This is a genomic window from Virgibacillus sp. CM-4 (assembly GCF_000445495.1).
In the GTDB taxonomy this organism is placed as follows: Bacteria; Bacillota; Bacilli; order Bacillales; family Amphibacillaceae; genus Virgibacillus; species Virgibacillus salexigens.
Window position 1 is genome coordinate 13028 of sequence record NZ_AUQA01000006.1, and the last position, 23476, is coordinate 36503.

At 36.6% G+C, this 23476-nt stretch carries 20 protein-coding genes and 1 other annotated feature; of the genes, 14 read left to right on the forward strand and 6 right to left on the reverse strand.

The window, feature by feature from the left end; translation table 11 throughout:
• The first annotated feature begins 65 nt into the window (after window positions 1-65).
• The 8 genes from M948_RS33345 (at window position 66) to M948_RS33380 (ending at window position 8284) form a co-directional block, all read left to right on the forward strand.
• Complete coding sequence (locus tag M948_RS33345) at window positions 66-383, forward strand: thioredoxin family protein (protein ID WP_021290822.1); 318 nt, start codon at window positions 66-68, stop codon at window positions 381-383.
• Between the two features lie 23 nt (window positions 384-406).
• Entirely contained in the window at window positions 407-1216 is an 810-nt protein-coding gene (locus M948_RS33350) for a DUF1444 domain-containing protein (RefSeq protein ID WP_021290823.1), read from the forward strand.
• A gap of 22 nt (window positions 1217-1238) precedes the next feature.
• Window positions 1239-1841 (forward strand): YtpR family tRNA-binding protein, encoded by a 603-nt coding sequence (gene ytpR, locus M948_RS33355; protein ID WP_021290824.1) that lies wholly within the window; start codon window positions 1239-1241, stop codon window positions 1839-1841.
• A gap of 210 nt (window positions 1842-2051) precedes the next feature.
• On the forward strand, window positions 2052-4481 hold the full coding sequence (locus M948_RS33360; protein ID WP_021290825.1) for a DNA translocase FtsK: 2430 nt from the start codon (window positions 2052-2054) through the stop codon (window positions 4479-4481).
• Between the two features lie 86 nt (window positions 4482-4567).
• Window positions 4568-5686: a nicotinate phosphoribosyltransferase gene (locus tag M948_RS33365; protein WP_021290826.1), complete on the forward strand. Its 1119-nt coding sequence runs from the start codon at window positions 4568-4570 to the stop codon at window positions 5684-5686.
• Window positions 5687-5814: 128 nt separating this feature from the next.
• Complete coding sequence (murC, locus tag M948_RS33370; RefSeq protein ID WP_021290827.1) at window positions 5815-7116, forward strand: UDP-N-acetylmuramate--L-alanine ligase; 1302 nt, start codon at window positions 5815-5817, stop codon at window positions 7114-7116.
• A gap of 323 nt (window positions 7117-7439) precedes the next feature.
• Entirely contained in the window at window positions 7440-7838 is a 399-nt protein-coding gene (locus tag M948_RS33375) for a DUF948 domain-containing protein (protein ID WP_021290828.1), read from the forward strand.
• Between the two features lie 26 nt (window positions 7839-7864).
• A complete protein-coding gene (locus M948_RS33380; protein ID WP_021290829.1) occupies window positions 7865-8284 on the forward strand; it encodes a YtxH domain-containing protein in 420 nt (139 codons plus the stop codon).
• Window positions 8285-8736: 452 nt separating this feature from the next.
• On the opposite strand, the gene M948_RS33385 is transcribed toward M948_RS33380, so the two are convergent.
• Entirely contained in the window at window positions 8737-10518 is a 1782-nt protein-coding gene (locus tag M948_RS33385; protein WP_231378679.1) for a cell division FtsA domain-containing protein, read from the reverse strand.
• Window positions 10519-10574: 56 nt separating this feature from the next.
• Entirely contained in the window at window positions 10575-10931 is a 357-nt protein-coding gene (locus M948_RS43655; RefSeq protein ID WP_231378680.1) for a hypothetical protein, read from the reverse strand.
• A 123-nt stretch (window positions 10932-11054) separates the two neighbouring features.
• Here M948_RS43655 and M948_RS33390 point away from each other — a divergent pair, with 123 nt between their 5' ends.
• The 4 genes from M948_RS33390 to motS all read left to right on the forward strand — a co-directional run bounded on the left by M948_RS33390 (window position 11055) and on the right by motS (window position 14903).
• Window positions 11055-12125, forward strand: coding sequence for a bifunctional 3-deoxy-7-phosphoheptulonate synthase/chorismate mutase (locus M948_RS33390; RefSeq protein WP_021290830.1), 1071 nt, complete (start codon window positions 11055-11057; stop codon window positions 12123-12125).
• Between the two features lie 144 nt (window positions 12126-12269).
• Window positions 12270-13265 (forward strand): catabolite control protein A, encoded by a 996-nt coding sequence (ccpA, locus tag M948_RS33395; RefSeq protein WP_021290831.1) that lies wholly within the window; start codon window positions 12270-12272, stop codon window positions 13263-13265.
• Window positions 13266-13324: 59 nt separating this feature from the next.
• Entirely contained in the window at window positions 13325-14149 is an 825-nt protein-coding gene (motP, locus tag M948_RS33400; RefSeq protein WP_021290832.1) for a flagellar motor protein MotP, read from the forward strand.
• On the forward strand, window positions 14139-14903 hold the full coding sequence (gene motS / locus M948_RS33405; protein ID WP_021290833.1) for a flagellar motor protein MotS: 765 nt from the start codon (window positions 14139-14141) through the stop codon (window positions 14901-14903). Before motP ends, motS begins: the two co-directional genes overlap by 11 nt.
• A gap of 16 nt (window positions 14904-14919) precedes the next feature.
• Here motS and M948_RS33410 read toward each other — a convergent pair whose 3' ends face one another.
• The 4 genes from M948_RS33410 to M948_RS33425 all read right to left on the reverse strand — a co-directional run bounded on the left by M948_RS33410 (window position 14920) and on the right by M948_RS33425 (window position 20508).
• Window positions 14920-16080, reverse strand: a complete 1161-nt coding sequence (locus M948_RS33410) for an acetoin utilization protein AcuC (RefSeq protein ID WP_021290834.1) — start codon at window positions 16078-16080, stop codon at window positions 14920-14922.
• The gene (locus M948_RS33415; RefSeq protein WP_021290835.1) at window positions 16077-16727 is read right to left on the reverse strand and encodes an acetoin utilization AcuB family protein; all 651 of its coding nucleotides are present in this window, start codon (window positions 16725-16727) and stop codon (window positions 16077-16079) included. Before M948_RS33415 ends, M948_RS33410 begins: the two co-directional genes overlap by 4 nt.
• The gene (locus M948_RS33420; RefSeq protein ID WP_021290836.1) at window positions 16727-17380 is read right to left on the reverse strand and encodes a GNAT family N-acetyltransferase; all 654 of its coding nucleotides are present in this window, start codon (window positions 17378-17380) and stop codon (window positions 16727-16729) included. The genes M948_RS33415 and M948_RS33420 overlap by 1 nt, the downstream gene beginning before the upstream one ends.
• A 137-nt stretch (window positions 17381-17517) precedes the next feature.
• Window positions 17518-20508: a transglycosylase domain-containing protein gene (locus M948_RS33425; protein WP_021290837.1), complete on the reverse strand. Its 2991-nt coding sequence runs from the start codon at window positions 20506-20508 to the stop codon at window positions 17518-17520.
• Between the two features lie 120 nt (window positions 20509-20628).
• Window positions 20629-20843 (forward strand) — a binding site (T-box leader).
• Between the two features lie 78 nt (window positions 20844-20921).
• On the opposite strand from M948_RS33425, the gene tyrS reads away from it, so the two are divergent.
• Window positions 20922-22193 (forward strand): tyrosine--tRNA ligase, encoded by a 1272-nt coding sequence (gene tyrS / locus M948_RS33430; RefSeq protein ID WP_021290838.1) that lies wholly within the window; start codon window positions 20922-20924, stop codon window positions 22191-22193.
• Between the two features lie 156 nt (window positions 22194-22349).
• On the forward strand, window positions 22350-23474 hold the full coding sequence (locus tag M948_RS33435) for a zinc-dependent alcohol dehydrogenase family protein (RefSeq protein WP_021290839.1): 1125 nt from the start codon (window positions 22350-22352) through the stop codon (window positions 23472-23474).
• Window positions 23475-23476: the final 2 nt, after the last annotated feature.

Here is a 23476-nt window from a genome sequence, read left to right on the forward strand (position 1 = left end):
CCGTTGTTTCTTCTATTAGAAACATTATCCATTCTATTCTGTCATAAACAAAGGAGATGATATAAATGGAAACATTACGATCTCATGAAACATTTGAAAAAAGGATCAATCAGTCGAATATCGTATTCTATTTTACTGCCGGATGGTGCCCAGATTGTAGAGTGATTGAACCTGTATTACCAGAAATAGAGGCAGAATTTCCAAACTATACTTTTGTAAAAGTAGATAGAGACGAATTTATTGATATTTGCCAGGAGTACGCAATATTTGGAATCCCTAGCTTTGTCGCTTTCCGTAATGGTGAGGAAACGGGTAGATTTGTAAGTAAGAATCGTAAGACGAAAGAAGAGATTGTCCAATTCCTTAATAATCTTCCAAACTAGATTTGTGTTAGGAGGGAATCAAAATGAAAATGACAAGCTTAAAATTAAAACAAATTCTAGAACAACATTTAGCAAATGACGATTTTCGAACATCATATAACCGGGATAAGGATACGTTTCGAATTGAAAGGAAAGAAACAAAAAAAGGGATTACCATCACCTTGCCGAATGTAGTAGGGAAATATAACCAGCGCGGGGAAATCGTCATAGATGAATTAGTTGATCATATTAAGGAAGCATTACGAATCATGAATGAAGAGCAACACCTAGCTGGAATGGAAAAACAAATTTATCCGGTTATTCGAGCTACTTCCTTTCCAACAGTCACCAATGCTGGAACTGAATTGATTTTTAAAGATCATACAGCGGAAACAAGAATCTTTTACGCATTAGATTTAGGAAAATCCTATCGCCTAATTGATGAAGAACTACTTCATAATGAAGGTTGGACCAAAGAACGGATAGATGAAATTGCAACTTTCAATTTACGTTCGTTATCCTTGGATTACAAACATGAGCAAGTGGCTGAAAATGATTTTTATTTTATTTCCACACAAGATGGGTATGATGCGAGCCGAATTTTAAATGAGGCATTTTTAGAAGAAATGAAAGCGAATAGTAAAGGGGAGTTAGCTGTTGCTGTTCCTCATCAAGATGTCTTAATTGTTACAGATGTTCAGAACAAAGCTGGATATGATATTCTAGCTCAGATGACTATGAAATTCTTTGCTGAAGGAAGAATTCCTATTACATCTTTACCAATGATTTATGAAGAAAAATCATTAGAGCCTGTGTTTATACTAGCTAAAAACAAACCCGAGAAGAATCAATAAACCGAAAAGGATGATCAAGCGAATGGATGTATTTTACAATGTCAATGGTATTGGTGATGTACTTATTATCCCAATCTCAGAAGGAAATCGTTATGACGTGAGACATGAAAGGATTGGTGATGTTGTTCGGATTACCGGTGATTCAGATAAAGTTTTAGGTTATAACATCTTTCATGCGTCCACTTATTTTTCTTTCTTAACCAATGGAAAAATAATGCTAACTGAAGAGGGATTAGGTGAACTCAAGCAATTATTTAACCAATTAGAATTAGATGATTATTTGAATTTTGACTTACGTCCTAAGTTCGTTATTGGACATGTTATGAGTAAAGAGCAACATGAAAATGCTGATAAATTAAGTGTTTGTCAAGTAGATGTTGGAGATGAAACGTTACAGATTGTGTGTGGTGCTCCAAATGTGGATCAAGGGCAGAATGTAGTTGTTGCCAAAGTAGGAGCTACGATGCCAAGTGGATTAAAAATTAAACCGACAGAATTACGAGGTGTTCCTTCGAATGGTATGATATGTTCCCAGAAAGAGTTGGGTTTGCCAAATGCACCAAAAGAAAAAGGGATCTATGTTTTAGACAATTCTTATCGAGCTGGAGAACCATTCGTGATCTAGTAAAGGACAAAAACAACCTGCAAGTATTACGAGGGTTGTTTTTCTTTTTGTTAAGCAGATCAACGTTCTTTGAGAAATGTAAAGAAAAAGGATACAATCTAAAGAACTTGTCTATAGGATTATATTCACAAGAAACCTTCCAAAGAATGGATGAAACCTGCTACAATAAAGGAACACAAGATTTTTAGATACAGAAATGAGTGAATTGATGTGTGGGATCATTGGAAACAGAAAATTAAAAGTCTTTTTGCAGAAAGTGAAATTGAAGAACAGCAAGAGGAAAATCATAAAACGGAGAAAAGTAATCTCGAGGCAAAAATGATGTATCAATATCCTACGAATAAATCGTTTCGCTTTCCCGTTATTCCTGATCAAGCTGAACAAAGAAAAGAAAATACACGAAAGAAAAATCGAAATTCAGTAAAAACAAATAACCATAATTTCATGAATAATAATCTAAACGAGGATCGAAGCTCGAGAATTGAACCGGAACAACAACAGCAGAGTAGTGTGCGACTTGAGAAAAAGAACATGGAGAACAGTGAAGAACTACCAGCTTACCAACGAAAACGCTCAAGAAGATCAAATTCTGATAGGAGTACGTATCATACTAGTCATTCATTGTCTCAGGAAGAAGGAAGAAATGTTGAAAGGGAGCAATCGGCAAATAAAGTTTATAAAAAAGATCCAGATGTACCCTTTAAACCAACAGAAGTACCTTCCCCTATCTATGGGTTTCGCCCTAGAGATGAACAAAAAGCAAAAGTAGAAAATATTCCGGCATATCAACGTAAAGTAGATGAGAAAAATAAAGAACCATTTTCTAACGAAATAAATCAAGAAATCCGAAAAGAATCAGTGGAAATCGCAGAACGGGAGATTGCAGCTGAAACAAAAGAGGAGGAAAAAGTTAGCGAACTTTTACATGAAGAAAATGCTACGCCTGCTTCCGTTAATATTTCAGAAGTAAAAGATAGTAGTAAGCAGCAGCCGAGAAAATCAGAAGAAACAGAAAATTGTTCGATTAGTGAAGATAGAAGACGGTCATCTAAACGGGTCAACCAACGGGAACATAAAAAACAAGAGCGTCAAAGTGGAAGGGCGACTATTCCATTCAACGTGATGATGACTCCCAGAGATAAGAAAAACTTAATGGAAAAATCAAAGAAAGCAAAAAGGCGAGAATCTGAACAGAAATCAGAAATAACCAAACAAGAATTATTCAATAAGAAGGATACGAGTATTCCGTACTATCTATTAGATGATATCGATCGAACAAATGCAGATGATGATCACTGGGTTCAACAACAACAACAATTGCTTGAACAAACCTTAAAGCATTTTAATGTACGAGCTAAGGTAGTAAACGCAACTCAAGGACCTTCTGTAACACGATTTGAAGTACAACCTGAATTAGGGGTTAAGGTTAGTAAAGTGAAGAATCTAAGCGATGATTTAAAATTAAATATGGCCGCTAGAGATATTCGAATTGAAGCCCCTATTCCTGGGAAAAATACAATCGGAATTGAAATTCCAAATCGCAAAGCACAGATGGTAGGGCTACAGGGGATATTTGAGACAGATGCGTTTAAAAGAAATACATCTCCTTTAACAATCGCTTTAGGGTTAAGTATTGAAGGGCAACCTTTAATAACCAATATTCAAAAGATGCCACATGGATTAATAGCTGGTGCAACGGGGTCTGGTAAAAGTGTCTGTATCAATACGATATTAATCAGTTTATTATACAAAGCAAGTCACGAAGAGGTTAAATTCTTATTAATTGATCCTAAAATGGTAGAGCTAGCACCCTATAACGGTATTCCACATTTGGTTTCCCCTGTAATAACGGATGTGAAAGCAGCTACTGCCGCACTCAAATGGGCTGTGACAGAGATGGAAGACCGATATGAGAAGTTTGTGCATGAGGGAGTACGCGATATTGAGCGCTATAATCAAAAAATGGACAAACAGCAACGCACACAAGATAAACTGCCATTTATTGTAATTGTTATTGATGAACTGGCTGATTTAATGATGGTTTCCCCTCAGGATGTAGAAGATGCAATTAGCAGAATTGCCCAGAAAGCAAGAGCATGCGGAATTCACTTATTGCTAGCGACACAACGTCCGTCGGTAGATGTTATCACTGGACTTATTAAAGCAAATATACCTACAAGAATTGCATTTAGTGTATCTTCTCAAGTGGATTCACGTACGATACTTGATACAAGTGGAGCTGAAAAGTTGCTTGGAAAAGGGGATATGCTATTTATTGAAAATGGAGCAGGAAAGAGCATGCGCCTTCAGGGACCGTTTGTATCTGATGAAGAAATCGAACGAGTCACCAATTATACTAGAAGTATTGCTGAACCTAATTACTTGTTTGAGCAAGAGGAGTTGTTAGAGCAAGTAGCGATGGATGAGGAGGAGGATGATCATTTGAAAGATGCTGTTAAATTTGTTCTTGAGCAAAATGGAGCTAGTACGTCGTTGTTGCAACGCCACTTTAAAATAGGCTACAATCGTGCTGCAAGACTCATTGACAGTTTGGAGCAGCGGGGGATAATATCCGGTCAAAACGGAAGTAAGCCTCGCGAAGTATTAGTTACAGCATCGCAGGTTGAGGAAATGCTTTAAACAATGGTGGCTGTATGTCTTGTTTCCTCAACCAAATTTATATATGATTAACTGTAGGATTATATGCTAAGGGAGAAAACAAAAACATGAAGGAAATCGAACAAAAATTAAATGGCAAAATAAAACGGTTAACCAATAAAACATTTAAGTTTGATGAACGAATTAAAGAGGGCTGGTTCTCTGCCGTTTATTTTCTTAAAACGAAAGACATAGCTGAAAAGAAATTACCAGATAATCAAGTAACCATGCAATTCTTTCAAAAATCAGATGCAGTACTTTGTGGAACGGATGAAGCAATTGCTTTACTACATACTTTTGCAGACAATCCAGAAACATTAGAAATTCATTCTTTAAAAGATGGTGATAAAGTACGGCCGTTTGAATCTGTATTGACTGTATCAGGTGGATACCACCAGTTTGGCTATTTGGAAGGAATTATTGATGGGATTCTATCAAGAAGAACATCTGTAGCCACGAATGTATACAATGTTGTAAAAGCCGCCCGTACCTCTGGTAAGCAAAAGCCTGTTATTTTTATGGGAGATCGAGACGATCATTACACCCAGCAAGCAGGTGATGGTTATGCTGCTTTTATTGGTGGTTCTACAGCTCAGGCAACACATGCTATGAATGAATGGTGGGGAAAAGAAGGAATGGGAACAATGCCTCATGCGCTTATTCAAATGTTCCGTGGTGATATTGTAGCTGCTTGTAAAGCGTACCATGAGCTTTTTCCTGAGGATGATCTAGCTGCACTTGTTGATTATAATAATGATGTTATTACGGATTCTCTTAAAGTGGCTAGTGAGTTTGGAAGTGAATTAAAATCCGTTCGATTAGATACTTCTCGAACATTAGTGGATAAATATTTCTTAAGAAATCATCATTTAATGGGTACTTTTGATCCACGAGGTGTAAATCCTGAACTAATATTCGCCTTACGAAATGCTTTAGATGAAGAAGGCTACTCTCATGTGAAAATAATGGTTAGCGGTGGATTTACGGAAGATCGAATTGTGCAATTTGAAGAATTAGGAGTACCTGTTGATATGTATGGGGTTGGAAGAAGTTTACTTAAATTGAATATTGGCTTTACCGGTGATAACGTTTTATTAAACGGCACACCTGAAGCTAAAGAGGGACGGCGTTATCGTCCCAATCCTCGCTTGGAACAGGTGCCTTATATTGGTGGAAATGAATATTAAAACGAATTTATGAAAAAACTATAATTCATTTTATTCTAAAACAGGATTTGCTATAATAAAAAAATAGCTGTAAAAAATAGATAAAAAGATGATTGAATCCTTTTTACGTAAAATATGGAGGTTCTTTTATGACAACTTACCATTTTATTGGTATAAAGGGAACAGGAATGAGTGCTCTTGCACAAATACTTTATGATTCTGGGGAAACAGTGCAAGGTTCAGATGTTGAGAAACGTTTTTTTACACAAGAAGCCTTAGAAGATAAAAACATTCCCATATTTCCTTTTTCAGAAAGCAACATCAAAGAAGACTATACTGTCATCGCTGGAAATGCATTTTCAGATGACCATCTTGAAATAAAGGAAGCGAAAAGAAAAGGCGTAACATTTTATAGGTATCATGATTTCTTAGGTGAATGGTTAAAACAATATACAAGCATAGCTGTAACGGGTGCTCATGGAAAAACATCTACAACTGGGTTGTTATCACATGTATTGAAAAATACATTTCCTATTTCTTATTTAATTGGTGATGGCACAGGTAAGGGGCATGTTGATAGTCAATATTTTGTATTTGAAGCCTGTGAGTATCGGCGCCATTTTCTGAGGTATGAACCAGACTATGCGATTATGACGAATATTGATTTTGATCATCCGGATTATTTTACAAGTATTGATGATGTATTCGCAGCTTTTCAATCGATGGCCGATCAAGTTAAGAAAGGGATCATCGCATGTGGTGATGATGAACAATTACAGCAAATTCAAGCCAAAGTACCAGTTGTATATTATGGGTTTGCTGATACCAATGATTTCCAAGCCCAAAACATAACAGAAACACCTAATGGTACGTCATTTGACGTGTTTGTTCGTAATACCTATTATGATACATTTACGATACCAATGTATGGAAATCACAATGTCTTAAATGCTCTGGCTGTAATTGCAATTTGTCATTATGAAGAAGTGGATGTAGAGAGTATTAAACATTTAGCAACTTTTGGAGGTGTGAAGCGCCGATTTACTGAAAAGCAAATTGGCAACCAAATTCTAATTGATGATTATGCACATCACCCAAAAGAAATTACTGCTACTATTGAGTCAGCAAGAAAAAAATATCCAGATAAATCGGTTGTTGCGATATTTCAACCACATACATTTACACGGACGAAAACATTTCTACAAGAATTTGCTGATAGTCTTGCTCAGGCTGACAGAGTTTATCTTTGTGATATATTTGGCTCAGCTCGAGAGGAAACAGGTCAGTTGACGATTGACGATTTACAGAAGCTTATTGATCATAGTTCGATCTTGGAATTATCTCAAACGGAAGCACTAAAAGAATTCGATGATAGTGTATTAATATTCATGGGTGCTGGGGATATTCAAAAATTCCAGCAGGCATATGAAGAAGCACTAACAATTAAATAGCAAATTGAAAAGAGTCTGTGCCGATGGCAACAGGCTCTTTCTTTTCTTTTAAAAACTAAAAATGTGAAGTGATATTGCGATGTCTTCCAAAATTTAATAAAAAAATAAAGGAATTTATAGATTTCTGTCGAAATGGTTATTATAAGCAATAACAAAGGAAAGGAATACAAATGAAAAATAAAACATGTTTCACCCATGCATAATGGGGGTATTTTTATTTTATAACAATATTTGCTATACTTTATTGGTATACATGAATGTTTTTGAACGATTCATTATATATCACTAAATAGACATCGAAGGAATTGAAGGAGTGTAAGGTCATGGAGATAATAGGATATATAGCAGCTATTATTGCAGCCCTCGCATTTGTTATTCTCGTTATTTATTTTGTTATAACGTTGAAAGTAGCAAAACAAACTCTACATAACGTAGCAAACACCTTAGAAAGTTTGGATAAGCAAATGCAAGGAATTACAGATGAAACGACGCAGTTGTTAACAAAAACCAATAAGTTAGCAGATGATATGAATCAGAAGTCAACAAAACTAAACGGGCTTTTTGATGGAGCTAGAGGGATTGGTGAGACGGTTAAAGATTTCAATCAATCACTGAAACAGTTAACGAATAGCGTATCTAAAGCTGCTGAAAAAGACCCCGAGAAAACCTCTCAAGCAATTAGATGGGGATCGGCGTTAATAGATATTTGGAAGAAAAAATAAATAACTAGTATCAGGAGGAGATAGACATGTCAGATAATAATTTAAATACGAAGGACTTTTTAATAGGAAGTTTTATTGGTGGGGTTGTCGGTGCAGTAACTGCTTTATTATTAGCACCAAAGGCTGGTAAAGAACTTAGGGGAGATATAAATAGTGGTGCTTATCAGGTAAAACAGCGTGCATACGAATGGAAAGATGTTGCTGCTGAGAAAGGGGCAGATTGGAAGGATAAGGCATACACAACCGGTTCTGAGCTTAAACAAAAAGCAATGGATTCCACAGCACAGATTACAAAATCTGCTTCTGAAAAGACAAAAGATCTAACTAAAAATGTTCAATCTAAATTACAAGATAAACGAAAAAAGGAAGATGAAGCATTACAAGCGGCTGAAGAAGTTGCAGAAGCAATTGAAGATGCTGCGGAAGAATTAGAAAAGAAAAATTGATATTGGGTTAAAGCTTGTAGAAAAGGTTCAATCACCTTTTCTACAAGCTTCTTTTAATTTCACAATTGGTATAATATTCCAATAGGCTTGTGACACATCAGAATCGTCTACGTTCTTTTATGTATAATTTCTTCCTTTAGATAAAGCATAAAAAAAGGGGATTATATGTATTTCTTAATACTATTGAGTGCATTACTGGCCACTATAGATTCTTCACTATAAAAGTTGGAAGAGAAGTAGATAGAAAAGATAATGACCTTGATCGTGATTCTAAAGCAACGAGGAGCCATCCAGTATGATTAACCCAGCTTTTTTGGCCTATGCTATTGGATTTGATGCGTTGCTGATTTTTATAGCGTACCTAGCACTTTCATAAATCACACGTTATCAATACCTTCCGCCGAATATCTACCGCTTAAAACTACAAACAGAAGCTGTCCACACTTGAATTGTTACTCGTAAGTTACAATTAATGGTGGTACAGCTTCTCTTCTTATATAGACGTGTATATTTTTGTTTTTGAATTTTACCAAATAATTTCTAATCGATCTCCATGATGTATTGGATCCGTAAAGCCTGATGGCCCTTTGATTTATTAATATGGAGAAATTTCCGTTCATGGTTGTTACATCTAAGTCAATATAACGAAATATATCCTGGAATATAAAAGAAGGTTGTTCCTTCTCAAATATTTCAATATGGTCATTGTGTCTCAATACCGTATCTTGGTTTATCAAGCCTTGTTGTCCTTTTATGCTATATCTTGGTTGGGATAACTGAATGATTTCTTTATTAAAATGAATCGCTATCGAATACCAATAATCTTTTTTAAGTCGATCCAATAAATGCTTAACAGTTGGGTCCTTTGTGTGAACATAATGTACACGATCACCTTGTCTAAGCTTATGGCCTGGATCTACTCTCCTGTTATTTACAAATATACTTGTTCCAACAGAGAATTTTATACTTTCCTTATTTACATAAACAATAAAAGATTCTTCTGTACTTAAATTTTCATTGGATACAGTATGAATAACTTCACCTACACGGCAGGATTGATGCCATTGGATCTTGTCCCCATCTTTTAGCGTATACGTTTTATTTTGTCGCTGTTGGTTAACTTTATAAATAGGATATAATGGACGTAATTGGTCATTAACATAGATAGCTATTGGTCGAATATCTCCAAGCAACTCCTCAATCGTTACATATGGAGAATCTCCATCTTCACCTTTCCTTATTGAGATTTGATCTCCATCAGTTATTGGCTTATCCACTGAGGACAAGAATTCATTCACTTGAATTTCTGGAGGCTGTCCATACTGGCCAGGTATTGTAATTTCTTTGCCGTTGACAGTTATCATAGAAGCGATACCTGGCTTGCCATACCATTTTTTGATATCTATTCCTGCCTGAATCAAACAATCTCCGACGGTTAACTTACGTAATTCAAATAACCGAATTGTACTATTATTTACGCTGACACTTACATATTGAACAGGATGCTGATTCGCAGAAATCGCAATTCCAATTGGAGTGACAAATTCAGGTCCAATTGGAAGATTCTCAGAAGAGCTAAGCTGGTCAATATTATCTATCCCACGTACAGCAACCCGATTGACTGGAAGTTGTAATTTCTCAGCAATAGTGCTGGTAATGTTAGGGGTTAAACTTCCACCACCAACAAGCATGACTGCTTTGGGAGGATGCGAATTTAGACGAAGTATTTCTTCAGCTACTTGCGAGGCAAGATAATCTATTGCAGTCGAAATATCATTTACAAATGTATCGTAATTTATCGTGGATTCAAATCCTAAAATATCTTTCACTACTGCTTCACCATTATTTACAATAGATCGTTTTGTTTTTTCTGCTATAGAAAAATCTAGTAGATATTGATCGCTGACTGCTTCTGTAATTTCATCACCTGCTAATGGAACCATACCGTATGCTACGATTGTTCCTTGATTCGTAATCGCGATATCGCTTGTACCAGCACCTATGTCCACTAGAACTACATTTAATCTTCGCATCGATTCTGGTATCAATACATGAATTGCAGCAATTGGTTCTAAAGTGAGCGCCTCCATTTGCAAATTCGCTCTAGTTAATGCAGCTAACAATGATTCAACAACCACACGAGGCAAGAAAGTAGCGATGATCTCAACTGTTGCTTCATCACCGCGCTGATCAATTAAGGACCCAATTTGTTGATTGTCTATCTGATAATGCAATACAGAATATCCAACGCAATAATAGGTTGATAGATCCGCTGTCTGTTCTTCAACGGCTAGTTTTGCTTGAGCAGCTTGAACAGCGCTAAGTTCAAGATGTCTAATGGTTTCCTCTGTAGTAATCTATCTTGAAGTTTCACTGAGGCAGTAGCCTGAGTAGTCATTAATGCTCTGCCTGCTGCAGCTACATACACCTTTTCTAATGTTCCATACTTATCTGACAAATGATGCTTAACTTGATTTATTGTGTCAGCCACTGCAACAACATTATGTATTTGTCCATCTCTCATGGATCTGTCTTTATGTTCTAAGGTAAAAAAGTCTAGCATATGATACCGTTGATCTTGTTTTTGTAATATGATTCCTGTTACTGAGCGCGTGCCAATATCTAGGGCAAAAATCCGATCCTTCATCCATAAAAAATCCTTTCAAACAGTTAATATGAATTAATTATAAACTTTTTATCGACAAAGAAAAAATTTTTAGCTATAATTGTCACTAATTATTAAAAATCAAAGGCATAGGGGGAGCATAATATGAGTGAATTAGATCAAGTGAGAGATCATTTGGATCAAGTAAACCAAGACATCTTAAAATTAATTAATGAGCGCGCTAAACTTGTGCAACAAATTGGAGATATTAAAGCGAAACAGAGCATCAATCGGTTTGACCCTGTGCGTGAAAGGGATATGTTAGATAAAATTACATCTAGTAACGATGGTCCGTTTGAAAACGCGACTATTGAACATATTTTCAAAGAGATTTTTAAGGCTAGCTTAGAATTACAAGAAGATGATCATCGTAAAGCATTGCTTGTATCTAGAAAGAAAAAACCAGAGAATACCGTTATTGATATTAATGGAGCGAACATCGGCGATGGAAGTGTACATTTTATCATGGGTCCATGTGCTGTCGAAGGATACGAACAAGTTGCTAGTGTTGCTAAAGCGGTAAAAGATAAAGGTTTAAAGCTGCTACGTGGAGGAGCATTCAAACCGAGAACATCACCTTATGATTTCCAAGGATTGGGTTTAGAAGGCTTACAGCTATTAAAACGAGCAGCAGATGAACATGATTTAGCAGTTGTTAGTGAAATTGTGAACCCAGCTCATATTGAAAAAGCCCTTGATTATGTAGACGTAATCCAAATCGGTGCTAGAAATATGCAAAACTTTGAATTACTAAAAGCTGCTGGTGATGTGAATAAACCAGTTCTATTAAAGCGTGGTTTATCCGCAACCATTTCTGAATTTATCAATGCAGCAGAATATATTATTTCCAGAGGCAACGAAAATATTATATTATGTGAACGAGGGATACGCACATACGAAAAAGCTACAAGGAATACCTTGGATATCTCAGCAGTCCCTGTCTTAAAACAAGAAACACATTTACCTGTAATGGTTGATGTTACGCATTCTACTGGTAGAAGAGATCTTCTATTACCAACAGCAAAAGCTGCCATCGCTATCGGTGCTGATGGTGTTATGGCAGAAGTACACCCAGATCCGGCAGTTGCACTTTCTGATTCAGCTCAACAAATGGATATTCCTACATTCAACCAATTTATGGAAGAAATTGTAGATATGTCTAATCGAATGAAATAATACTCTGGTTATTTCATCTGTTCTGAATAGGGAGGCTGATCACCCTTCGAGGTGCCTCAGCCTTTTTTGTTTTGAAAAATTTTTCATAGTAGAGTATGATATAGAAAATAGAGAACGATTTCTATATTCTAGGAGGTAAATAAGATGAATATTACAATATACGATGTAGCAAGAGAAGCAAATGTATCAATGGCAACAGTGTCCCGTGTAGTTAATGGGAACCCGAATGTAAAACCAACAACACGTAAGAAGGTATTAGCTACAATTGAACGATTGGGTTATCGTCCAAATGCTGTAGCAAGAGGTCTTGCGAGTAAAAAGACAACTACAGTAGGCGCGATTATACCAGATATTTCTAGCATCTTCTTTGCGGAATTAGCCAGAGGTATAGAAGATATTGCAACGATGTACAAGTATAATATGATTTTAAGTAATTCTGATCAAAATGAAGATAAGGAACTACAGTTAATCAATACAATGTTAGAAAAACAAGTAGATGGAATTATTTTTATGGGAGGAAATATTACAGAACAGCATGTACAGCAATTCAAGAGTTCTTCTGTTCCGGTTGTACTTGCAGCAACCTATGATGAAAATAACGAAATCCCATCCGTTAACATTGATTATGAGCAAGCTGCTTATGAAGCAACAAAGTATTTAATTGATGAATACAATAATATACCTGCGTTTGTTTCTGGATTAGAGGAGACACATATTAATCAATTGAAATACAAGGGGTATGCAAAGGCGTTGAGTGAAGCTTCCCATTCTGTAGACGAATCTTTAGTTGTTAAAGGTGACTATTCATATAGTTCAGGTATTGAGGCATTCAATCAGTTTGTTGACGACGATCAAGTTCCTTCAGCTATTTTTGTAGCTTCAGACGAGATGGCACTTGGCGTTATTCACGGAGCGCAAGATAAAGGCTATCGAGTGCCTGAGGATATCCAAGTATTTGGGTTTGATAATACGCGACTAGCTACGATGGTCCGCCCAACGCTATCTACCATTGTCCAACCGATGTATGATATTGGGGCAGTAGCAATGCGACTATTAACGAAATATATGAATAAAGAAGAGGTTCAAGATAGTAAAGTTGTGTTGCCTCACCGAATTGAAAAAAGAAACTCAACAAAATAATGGAACATGCCGATAATAGGAGTAGAGATAATTAATCGATTTTCTGAGGTGAGGGTACGATGAGAAAACGTGATATTTTGACTCCTATCGGCATTACATTAGGTTTTATTATGATCATGCTTGCTATCATTTCTAAAGGTGATACAAGCAGCGCATGGAGGTTTCTAGATGTTTCCTCCATTTTTATTGTTATTGGAGGATTGTCAGCTTCGATGCTAATTAATTTTAAGTTAGAACAGATTAAGTTGACGAAGAGCGTTATAAGTGAATCTTTTCACAAAAATGATCAGCAATTAACAGAATTAATATGGTTGTTTGTTCAATTATCCAATCGTGCAAGGCGTGAAGGTTTACTAGCTTTAGAAAATGAACTGGAAGAAATCAAAGATCCATATATAAAAAAAGGAATCCTATTAACAGTAGATGGTATCGATCCGGAAATAATTAGGGATATCATGGAAGCTGAAATAACAGCTTTAGAAGATAGACATTATAAGGGCAGATCATTAATTGAAAAAGCAGGGGAATATGCACCTGCTTGGGGAATGATAGGAACATTGGTGGGGCTTGTATTAATGCTTAATAATTTACAAGATCCTTCCACCCTTGGCCCTAGTATGGCTGTAGCGTTACTTACAACGTTGTATGGAACGGTTCTTTCCAATTTAGTGTTTATACCGATGGCAAACAAACTAGAGAGTAAAACCGAAGAAGAAGTTTTTATGAAAGAAATAATTATTGAGGGTGTCATTGGTGTCCAATCAGGGCAGAATCCAAGAATATTAGAAGAAAAGCTCCGTGCCTTTCTTTCAGATGATGTAAAGCGCAAACAAACAGAACAACAATCTTCTGAATTTGTTGAGGAAAGCATTCATGAAGCGTAGGCAGATCAGAAAGTCGCATAAGACAGGTGCTCCTAAATGGATGGTTACCTATTCAGACATGGTTACCCTAATTCTAGTCTTTTTCATTCTATTGTTCTCCATGTCGCAGATTGACTTAGAGAAATTTGAGGCTATTTCTAAATCCTTTCGAAACGACATGATTTTTGATTCCTATTCATCACTGGTGCCACTGGAGCATCCATCACGTAACCAAGAAACAGAGACATTAACGAAGGAGATTGCGTTACCATCTATGGATGATCTGGAGGAGAAATCTTCTTTAGACAGGTTAATGCAAGAAGTTAACACTTATTTGAATGACAATAATTTAAATGAAGTGATTGCTGCTAATCGAACGGACCAAGGAGTAGAGTTAATACTACAAGAACGTATTTTATTTGCTTCTGGTGAGGCAGAAATTTTAGATGAAGGAAAGCCGTTTTTAGATAAAATTGGGTCTTTGTTATTAGAGCTTCCCAATCATATTTATGTTGAAGGACATACGGATAATAGGCCAATTGCCAATTACCGCTATCCTTCGAATTGGGAATTATCTGGCGCTAGAGCAAGCAGTGTAATCCGCTACTTATTACAGGAGAATAACTTAGATAGCAATCGTTTTTCGTCCGTAGGCTATGCAGACACACAACCAATTGTACCTAATGACTCAGCTGACAATTGGAGTAAGAATAGACGAGTAGAGATTGTAATTTTAGAGCTAGAGGAAACAATAAGAGAAGGAGATAACCAGTAAACTGGTTATCTCCTTTTTAAGATTCTATGGTTTTCGTATATTTAAGTAGCTGAATTAATGTATTTTTGTTTTTCTCTGTAATTTCTTGCTTGCGTGGGATGATTGGTACTGTAGTTGGATCATCCTGCCAATTTTTCGGCAAAGTAACAGGGCTTTCATCTTGCCATTTTGATAACCATTGATCAGGTAAAGCTCCGTAAACGATTTCACCGTTAGACATTACATTCCATAGCTGTGCCCATGCTCTTGGAACTACTCTCCAAATATCATATCCACCACCACCCAGTGCTATCCATCTTCCTTTACAGTATTGATGTGCTATTTCGTGAGCTAAAAGAGGGATTTGTTCAAAAAGGCTCATTGTTCCACATAAATGGGTTAATGGATCATAACAGTGTGCATCAGCTCCGTTCTGTGTGATAATAACATCTGGTTTAAAAAAAGAAGCTATCTCTGTTAATGCGGTTTGATAAACCTCAAGAAAAGAAGCATCTTCAGTAAAGGCGTCGATTGGTAAATTAAAGGAAAATCCATGCCCATTTTTTATGCCGCGCTCATTAACATTACCTGTACCAGGAAACAGGTATCTACCAGTCTCATGAATGGAAAAAGTGCATACATCTGGGTCATCGTAGAAAGCCCACTGAACCCCGTCCCCATGATGAGCATCTGTATCGACATATAGTACGCGCAGATTATATTTTTTTCTTATATAACGAATGGCTACTGCGCTATCATTATAAATACAAAATCCAGATGCTTTGCGTTTAAAACCATGATGTAAACCCCCACCTAGGTTTAATGCATGTGTAGATTGACCAGTTAATACTTTATCAACGGCTTCAAGTGTACCGCCGACTAGATAGGCAGAAGCTTCATGCATTCCCTCAAATATTGGTGTATCTTCTGTGCCTAAGCCAAATGCCAATCCTTCTTCCGTTGATAATCGTCCAATACTAGCTTGCTTAACTGCTTCGATGTATGAACGGTCATGAAACAGGGCTAATTCATCATCTGTTGCTTTTCGAGGCAATAATATAGCTTCTGGTTTAAGCATATGAGCAGCTTCTAATAATTCTCTTGTTAATAAGAGTCTTTTTTGATTAAATGGATGGTCCCCATGGAAGTAATAATGTAAAAAATCATTAGAAAAAACAAATTTTGATGAACAAATCATTGCTTTGGACCCTCCAAATTATTTGGCCATAATAATTCATAACCTGCTTCACGAAGATCTTCTATGACGGGAAGCGGATTCATTGTTTGAATACGAAAAACTAATATTTTGTAATTAGGATCATCTTTAAACGGATAAACAAGTACTGAAATTATATTGGTCTTGCGCTTACTAAAAATGGAAGTTACTTCAGGAAGAATACCTGGCCGATGAGGAACTTTAACTTCGATATGAGAGCTTTGTACATGCGTTCCAGTTAATTGAATCATCGTATAAAGCATATCTTTTTCTGTAACAATCCCTACAAGTTGATTTTGTCGAATAACTGGAAGACAAGCAATTTCTTCTTCATAGAATACTTTCGCGATTTCTTCAACAAAATCTAAAGGGTGTATAGTAATTACTGGTTGACTCATGATGGTTTGAATTTCATGTTCTAATTCTCTTGAGGAGTTACCAGTATTAAGTATAGATGGACTTGCATCTCTTACATCTCTATCAGAAACAATCCCAATAACTTGATTTTGTTCATTTACGATGGGGATATGTCTTATATGATGTTCATGAAGTAGGTGTAAAGCTCTCTCAATGGTGGCCGTTGGAGGCAAGGCAATTACATTTGTTTTCATTATTTCTTCTACCAGCATTACAATCCCTCCCGCATATTTCGATATTTGTGTCGCTGTAAAAATCGAAGCGTATCAAATTGCGTTATTGAATCTGCTGTTACATTTTTACCGATCCGTACCATTAAACAATTGGCAGGGTGAGAAATTATTTCGGGATCATCTGTAGGAGCAGGTAGTAATCCACCAGCAGCCATCATTTTTTCCATTACTTTTCGATAATCCCAAATACTTAATTTTGTTCCATCTAAGTCCCAATGCCAATAATATTCGGTAGAAATGATGATATAATTTTCCATAAAGTCATCCATCATAGAAACTTCAAGTAAGCCAGATGCAATCTTAGCTCCACGAAAAGCAGGAATAACTTCAATAGCTCCTAATTCAAGTAAATCTTCCATCTCAAAGGTGGACCATCTTTCTAATGGATCGGGGTGTAAGTAGGTAACATACCCTATAATTGTATCTGCAGTTCTAGCAATAATGATCCGTGCTTCAGAAAATGTGGAAATCGTTATGATTGCTTCAAATTGTTTAGAAGCAGGACGAAAAGCCGTCAGCTCTTCATGAAATTCATATTTTTTTAGGTCACTTGCCTCAAGTGGTCCTTCGATAATTATGGTTCCTTCAGATGTCTCGCGCATGCTCGTGTAATAGCTTTTTTCATGCTTCATTGGTTCACCACCTGTTTGTATTGCGCTTACATTTATTATACAGCAAAATCCTTTGAATTTTTAGTAACATAAGCGAAAGATTTATAAAAAGAAAAGCTAGTAAAGAATGATCTTTACTAGCTTAATGGGCACATGCTTTATTGTCCTGTATCTTCGGATGAATCATTACTGGAGTTATCCTCTTCTTGCTTATTTTCGGTTTCTTCGTTGTTTTTGCTTTCATCGTTATTCTCTTTCTGTTGATCATCCTTTTTTTCTTTTGATTTCTCTTGTTTATCAGGTGTTTCCGGTTCTTTTTCCCCCGTATCGCCTATAATAATCTCTTTTGAAGCAGAGGATTCTACCCCAAAGTAGTCAACAGCTTTTACGTGATAACGTGCATCTCCATCGCCAATCTCAAATTCAGTCGATGTCGTATTTCCAACTCTTGTGAAGTTGTCCCCTGGTCCATTAGAACGATAAATTCGATAGCCTACAACATCGTCACTTCCTGATTTCTGCCATGTTAATTTGTTTCCAGACTTTTTCACATTCGTTGGTGCCTGAGGTGCTTTTCCATCATCTTCAAGCACATTGTTTGAATCCATATTTGGAGCACTTATTTTCTCCCACTTTTCCCTTTCTGTACGTGGGTACAACTGAGTTATATCATTCAACTTATCATAGCCATTACGTTTTAAAAATTCGGGATTAAAGGCTAAGCCATCTCCAGTTGTAAATTCACTTGGTGTATTTGGTCCAGCTGTTATAGCTTTTCCATTCACCATAACCGTACTGCCTGAGACTAAACTATCATCTTTTTCTGTTGGTACGTATTTGCTATTAAACAAGTCTGTCTTTACTAATCCGGCTTTTTCACAAAGCTCTGATGGCAGCATGCCTGAAATGGAACAATAGCTACGTTGGACGATGCCTTCCGGTCGTTGGAAATTAGCGCCTGGAGCAACTAATTCTGGATCCACATCAGATGCAGAGTTAATAAGTTCTGCCCATAATTTTATGTTTCGATTACTATAGGACATGCTGGTATTGTTAATTGGATAAGGGGTATCATATCCTATCCATGTTCCAAACGTTACATTTGGATTTGTAGCTACAAACCATGCATCATGGTAATCCTGAGATGTTCCTGTTTTGCCGGCCCAGTCGACACGCTGATATTTTAATTGACTGGTTAAGTAGCCTGCAGTTCCATTGCTGATTACATCACGCATCATATCAATAGTCAGATATGTTGTTTGTGGAGAAAACACGTTTACGGGATTAGGTTCATGTTCATAGACAATATCGCCATCATTTGTAGTAATCTTCTCAATCATATATGCATCTTCAAATTTGCCATTATTACCAAAGGTTGCGAAGGCATTAACATTTTCTTCAATTCTTGCTTCCATTGTACCTATGGATAAAGATGGATTTACGTGATCTGCTTTCGTCAGTGTGGTAATCCCCATTTTTTCTAAATATTTGGCAGCAGGATCTTGGTTAATGATTTTAGAATAAATTTCTGCAGCTGGAACATTATAGGAATTAACTAATGCTTTTCGAGCAGAAACGATCCCGTGATAGCCACCACCATAGTTACCAGGTTTTCCGTAATCCCATCCTGGCAATTGCTTTTTATAGTCAGCTAGCACACTTCCTGGTTGGATAACGCCTTCTTCCATAGCAGGTGCATAATCCAGAATTGGTTTAATTGTACTACCATTTGAGCGAGTAACCGTCTCTGAAATATAGTTTATGTTATTATTCTCATCATAGCCTCGACCACCAACAAAGCTGATAATCTTACCACTACTATTTTCAATTAGGATGCCCCCGGTTTGTACCCGTTCCTTGGTTTCTTCGACTTCACCGGTTTCAGGGTTTTCTTTTCTAACTGTACGGGTTGGGCCGTAATTTTCATAAGCTTGCGCTGTTTTCTGCATGGTATCATAAATATCTTTATTAATTGTAGTATGAATATGATAGCCCTGCATACGTAAATTGCGTTTCGCTAGCTGATTATACTCAGCTAATAAATCGTCATCCTTATTTAAATCTTCTTTGGAGTAACCATCTTCTTTAGCTAATTGTTGTGTCAAAATGTCTGTAGCTCTACGCTCAAGCTCAAATGTTAAATATGGATATTGTTCAATTGGTGATTTTGATTTATTGGTAAAGTCCTTCGTAATATCATATGCGACTGCTTCGTCATATTCTTCTTTTGTAATGTATTCGGCTTCGTACATGCGATGTAGAACCGATTTCATTCGATTTATACCTCGCTCTAAACTTTCTCCTTCTTTCATGTCCCCATTATTCGTAAAGGGGGTATAAGCAGATGGGCTCTGCGGTAAACCTGCTAAATAAGCTGCTTGCGGAAGGCTCACGTTTTTGGCATCGACCCCAAAGATTCCCTGTGCAGCAGTCTGTATTCCAGCAATGTTGTTACCGGAGGCATCTCTACCATAAGGAACAATATTTAAGTACGCTTCTAATATTTCCTCTTTATTAAAGAAACGTTCTAAGCGAAGTGCTAATAGTATTTCTTTTGCCTTTCGCTCAAAAGATACTTCGTCAGTTAGTATTTGATTTTTAATTAATTGTTGCGTTAACGTGCTGCCACCTGTTTTCGTGTTTGCGTTGGTTACTTCTTGCAAGACGGCACGTAAAATAGCTTTAGGTACAACTCCGTGATGCTCATTAAAGTATTCATCCTCTGTTGCAATAACAGCATCGATAAGCTGTGGAGAAATATTCTCTAAAGTGGTCTCTTCTCGGTATAGATCAGATCTTACATCGCCAAAATAAGTATCACCTGCAAAGTAGAGTTTCGATGTTTCTTCATAGTTATAGATATCTTGTTTCATAACTTCATAGGAACGAACTGGTTCATCCTTAACAAGCGAAGCAAAATAACCTGCTCCTAAACCACCGGCAAAAAATACCCCAATTAAACCGATAACAATGAAAAACAGGATAACATTCCAGACGACATTATATGAAATGCGTGTTGATTGCTGAATTTTTCCTGCTTTCCAGAGTGATTTGAGTTTCTCAATAAAAGGTTGAGAATTAATTTTTTCCATAAAAGGATGAGCTTTCACTTTGTTGATATATGTATGAAGCCTATGTTTAAAATTCATGACTAACCCTCCTAAATTCCTTATTCATTATAGCATACTAGAGAAAATTGGTATAACTGATTTTCGTTTATAAATTGCTTTTATTAATAAGATATGGTATAGATAGATAATAACCGAATATAAGATGCTGAGAAGGAACGGAGTAATTTTGCAAATTCCTGTATAGAGAACTAGCGGTTGGTGGAAGCTAGGTTAAATTTGTAAAGTGAATTACATTCTGGAGCAATTTCTTTATGATTAGAATGAAGAAACGGTGGCAACATCGTTAACAACCCCAAGTGGCATTGATGTGCAACAAGGGTGGTACCGCGTGTGAATAATAACTCGTCCCTTTTCGTAGAGGGAGGAGTTTTTTTAATGTCTGATACACTACGTTATCAGTTTTCAAAAAAATTATTGGAGTGTGAAAGAAATTGAATATTTTACAAGATCTAGAAACACGAGGACTTATTAATCAAGTAACAGATAGAGAGGGATTAGAAAAACATTTATCGGAAAATGAGGTTACTTTATATTGCGGATTTGACCCCACTGGAGATAGTTTGCATATTGGACATTTAGTTCCAATCACCATGCTGAAACGTTTTCAAAAAGCTGGTCATAAACCAATTGCATTGATAGGCGGAGGAACTGGAATGATCGGTGATCCTAGTGGTCGTAATACGGAGCGCTCTTTAAATGAAAGTGAAGTGGTTAAAGGTTACAGTGAGAAAATCAAACAGCAAATTGCCAGAATTTTAGACTTTGACAAAGGCGAAAATCCTGTAGTTTCAAGAAATAATCATGATTGGTTATCCAGTATGACAGTTATAGATTTCTTAAGGGATGCGGGAAAGCATTTTGGTATTAATTATATGCTTAGTAAAGAATCAGTGTCTGCTCGTATAGAACAAGGGATTTCTTATACAGAATTCAGTTACATGATTTTACAATCTCTTGATTATATGAAATTGAATGAAGAAGAGGATTGTACATTACAAATAGGGGGGAGTGATCAATGGGGGAATATTACAGCAGGAATGGAACTTATTCGTCGTTCTAGAGAAAATGAAAACGATGAAGTTAATGTCTTCGGTTTAACTGTACCACTTATTACCAAAGCAGATGGAACAAAATTCGGGAAAACAGCTGGCGGAGCCATTTGGCTTGATCCGGAAAAAACGTCTCCATATGAGTTTTATCAGTTTTGGTTAAATACAGATGATCGAGATGTTATTAAGTTTCTTCGTTACTTTACATTTATCGCTGAAGAAGAAATAGCAGAACTTGAAGATGAGATTAAGACACAGCCGGAGAAACGTGTTGCTCATAAACGTTTAGCTGAAGAAATGACAATACTTGTTCATAGTGAGGCTGCACTTAAACAAGCACAAAAAATCTCAGCATCGTTATTTAGTGGAGATATCAAACAATTAACTGCAAGTGATATTAAACAAGGGTTTAAAGATGTTCCAACCTATAATGCTGAAAATAAAGAAATCGGATTAGTCGATTTACTAGTTGGTGCAAAAATTTCTTCATCAAAGCGGCAAGCTAGGGAAGATATTTCAAATGGCGCTATATATATTAATGGAGAACGTGAGCAAGATGTAAACTATCATTTACAGGCTGATGACCGAATTGAAGAGACTTTTACGGTTATCCGTAGAGGTAAGAAGAAGTACTTTCTTATTACATTTGCATAGAACATATCATTTAAAACACAGGCATTGTCCTGTGTTTTTTATATTAACATACAACAACTCTAGTAAACATCGTTGGGAATTATTTGTACTTTCGAATTATTTGCTATAATAAAAATGAACTTTATATTCAATTCTGCTTTAAAGGAGGTATTAGAGATGGAAACCAAAACAGCTGTGTTGCGGGAATCAGGTTTGGCCCAACCGTATGCTGAAAGTAAACCGCTTACGATTGAAAACTTAGAATTGAAGAGACCTGAAAGAGGTGAAGTTTTAATACAAATAAAAGCCGCAAGTCTATGTCACTCTGATTTATCTGTGATTAATGGAAGCCGTCCTAGACCTTTACCAATGGCATTAGGTCATGAGGCAGCTGGTATAGTTAAAGAGCTTGGTGAAGGTGTAACCGATTTACAAGTTGGCGATCATGTTGTATGTGTGTTTGTACCTAGCTGTGGCCATTGCTTACCATGCCAGGAGGGGCGCCCCGCTTTGTGTGAACCAGCTGCTTATGCTAATAACGAAGGTACATTAATAAATGGAGGCATTAGACTGTATGCTGATAATGAACCAATTTATCATCATATTGGTGTTTCAGCGTTTTCAGAATACGCAGTAGTGTCCAGGAATTCATTAATTAAAGTCGAATCAAATCATTCTTTTGAACATCTTGCTTTGTTTGGCTGTGCTGTTATTACTGGTGTTGGTGCAGTTGTAAACACTGCAAATATTAAATTTGGAAGCACAGTTGCCGTGGTTGGATTAGGAGGTGTAGGATTAAGCGCATTGCTTGGTGCAAAAGAGGCTGGAGCAAGCCGAGTGATAGCCATAGATCTTAATGAATCAAAGTTGAAGCAAGCCAAAAAACTTGGCGCTACGGATATATTTAATTCCAACGATACCAATATAGTGAATAAAGTGAGAGAAGCAACAGCTGGTGGTCTAGATTACACATTTGAAACTGCTGGAGTCGTATCTGCAATGGAAGTAGCGTATGGTATTACAAAGCGGGGAGGTACGACAGTGACTACAGGATTACCAGATCCAGAACATCACTTTTCCTTTCCTTACGTTAGCCTTACAGCAGAAGAACGAAGTCTGAAAGGATCTTATGTTGGTAGCTGTGTTCCAGCGCGAGATATTCCTCAGTATCTTTCATTGTTTGAGAGAGGTCGTTTACAGGTAGATCAATTACTATCTGAAACGATTCGATTAGAAGATATAAATGAAGGATTTGATAAGCTAGCAAATGGAGAAACATCACGGATCATTATTAAAATGTAAGA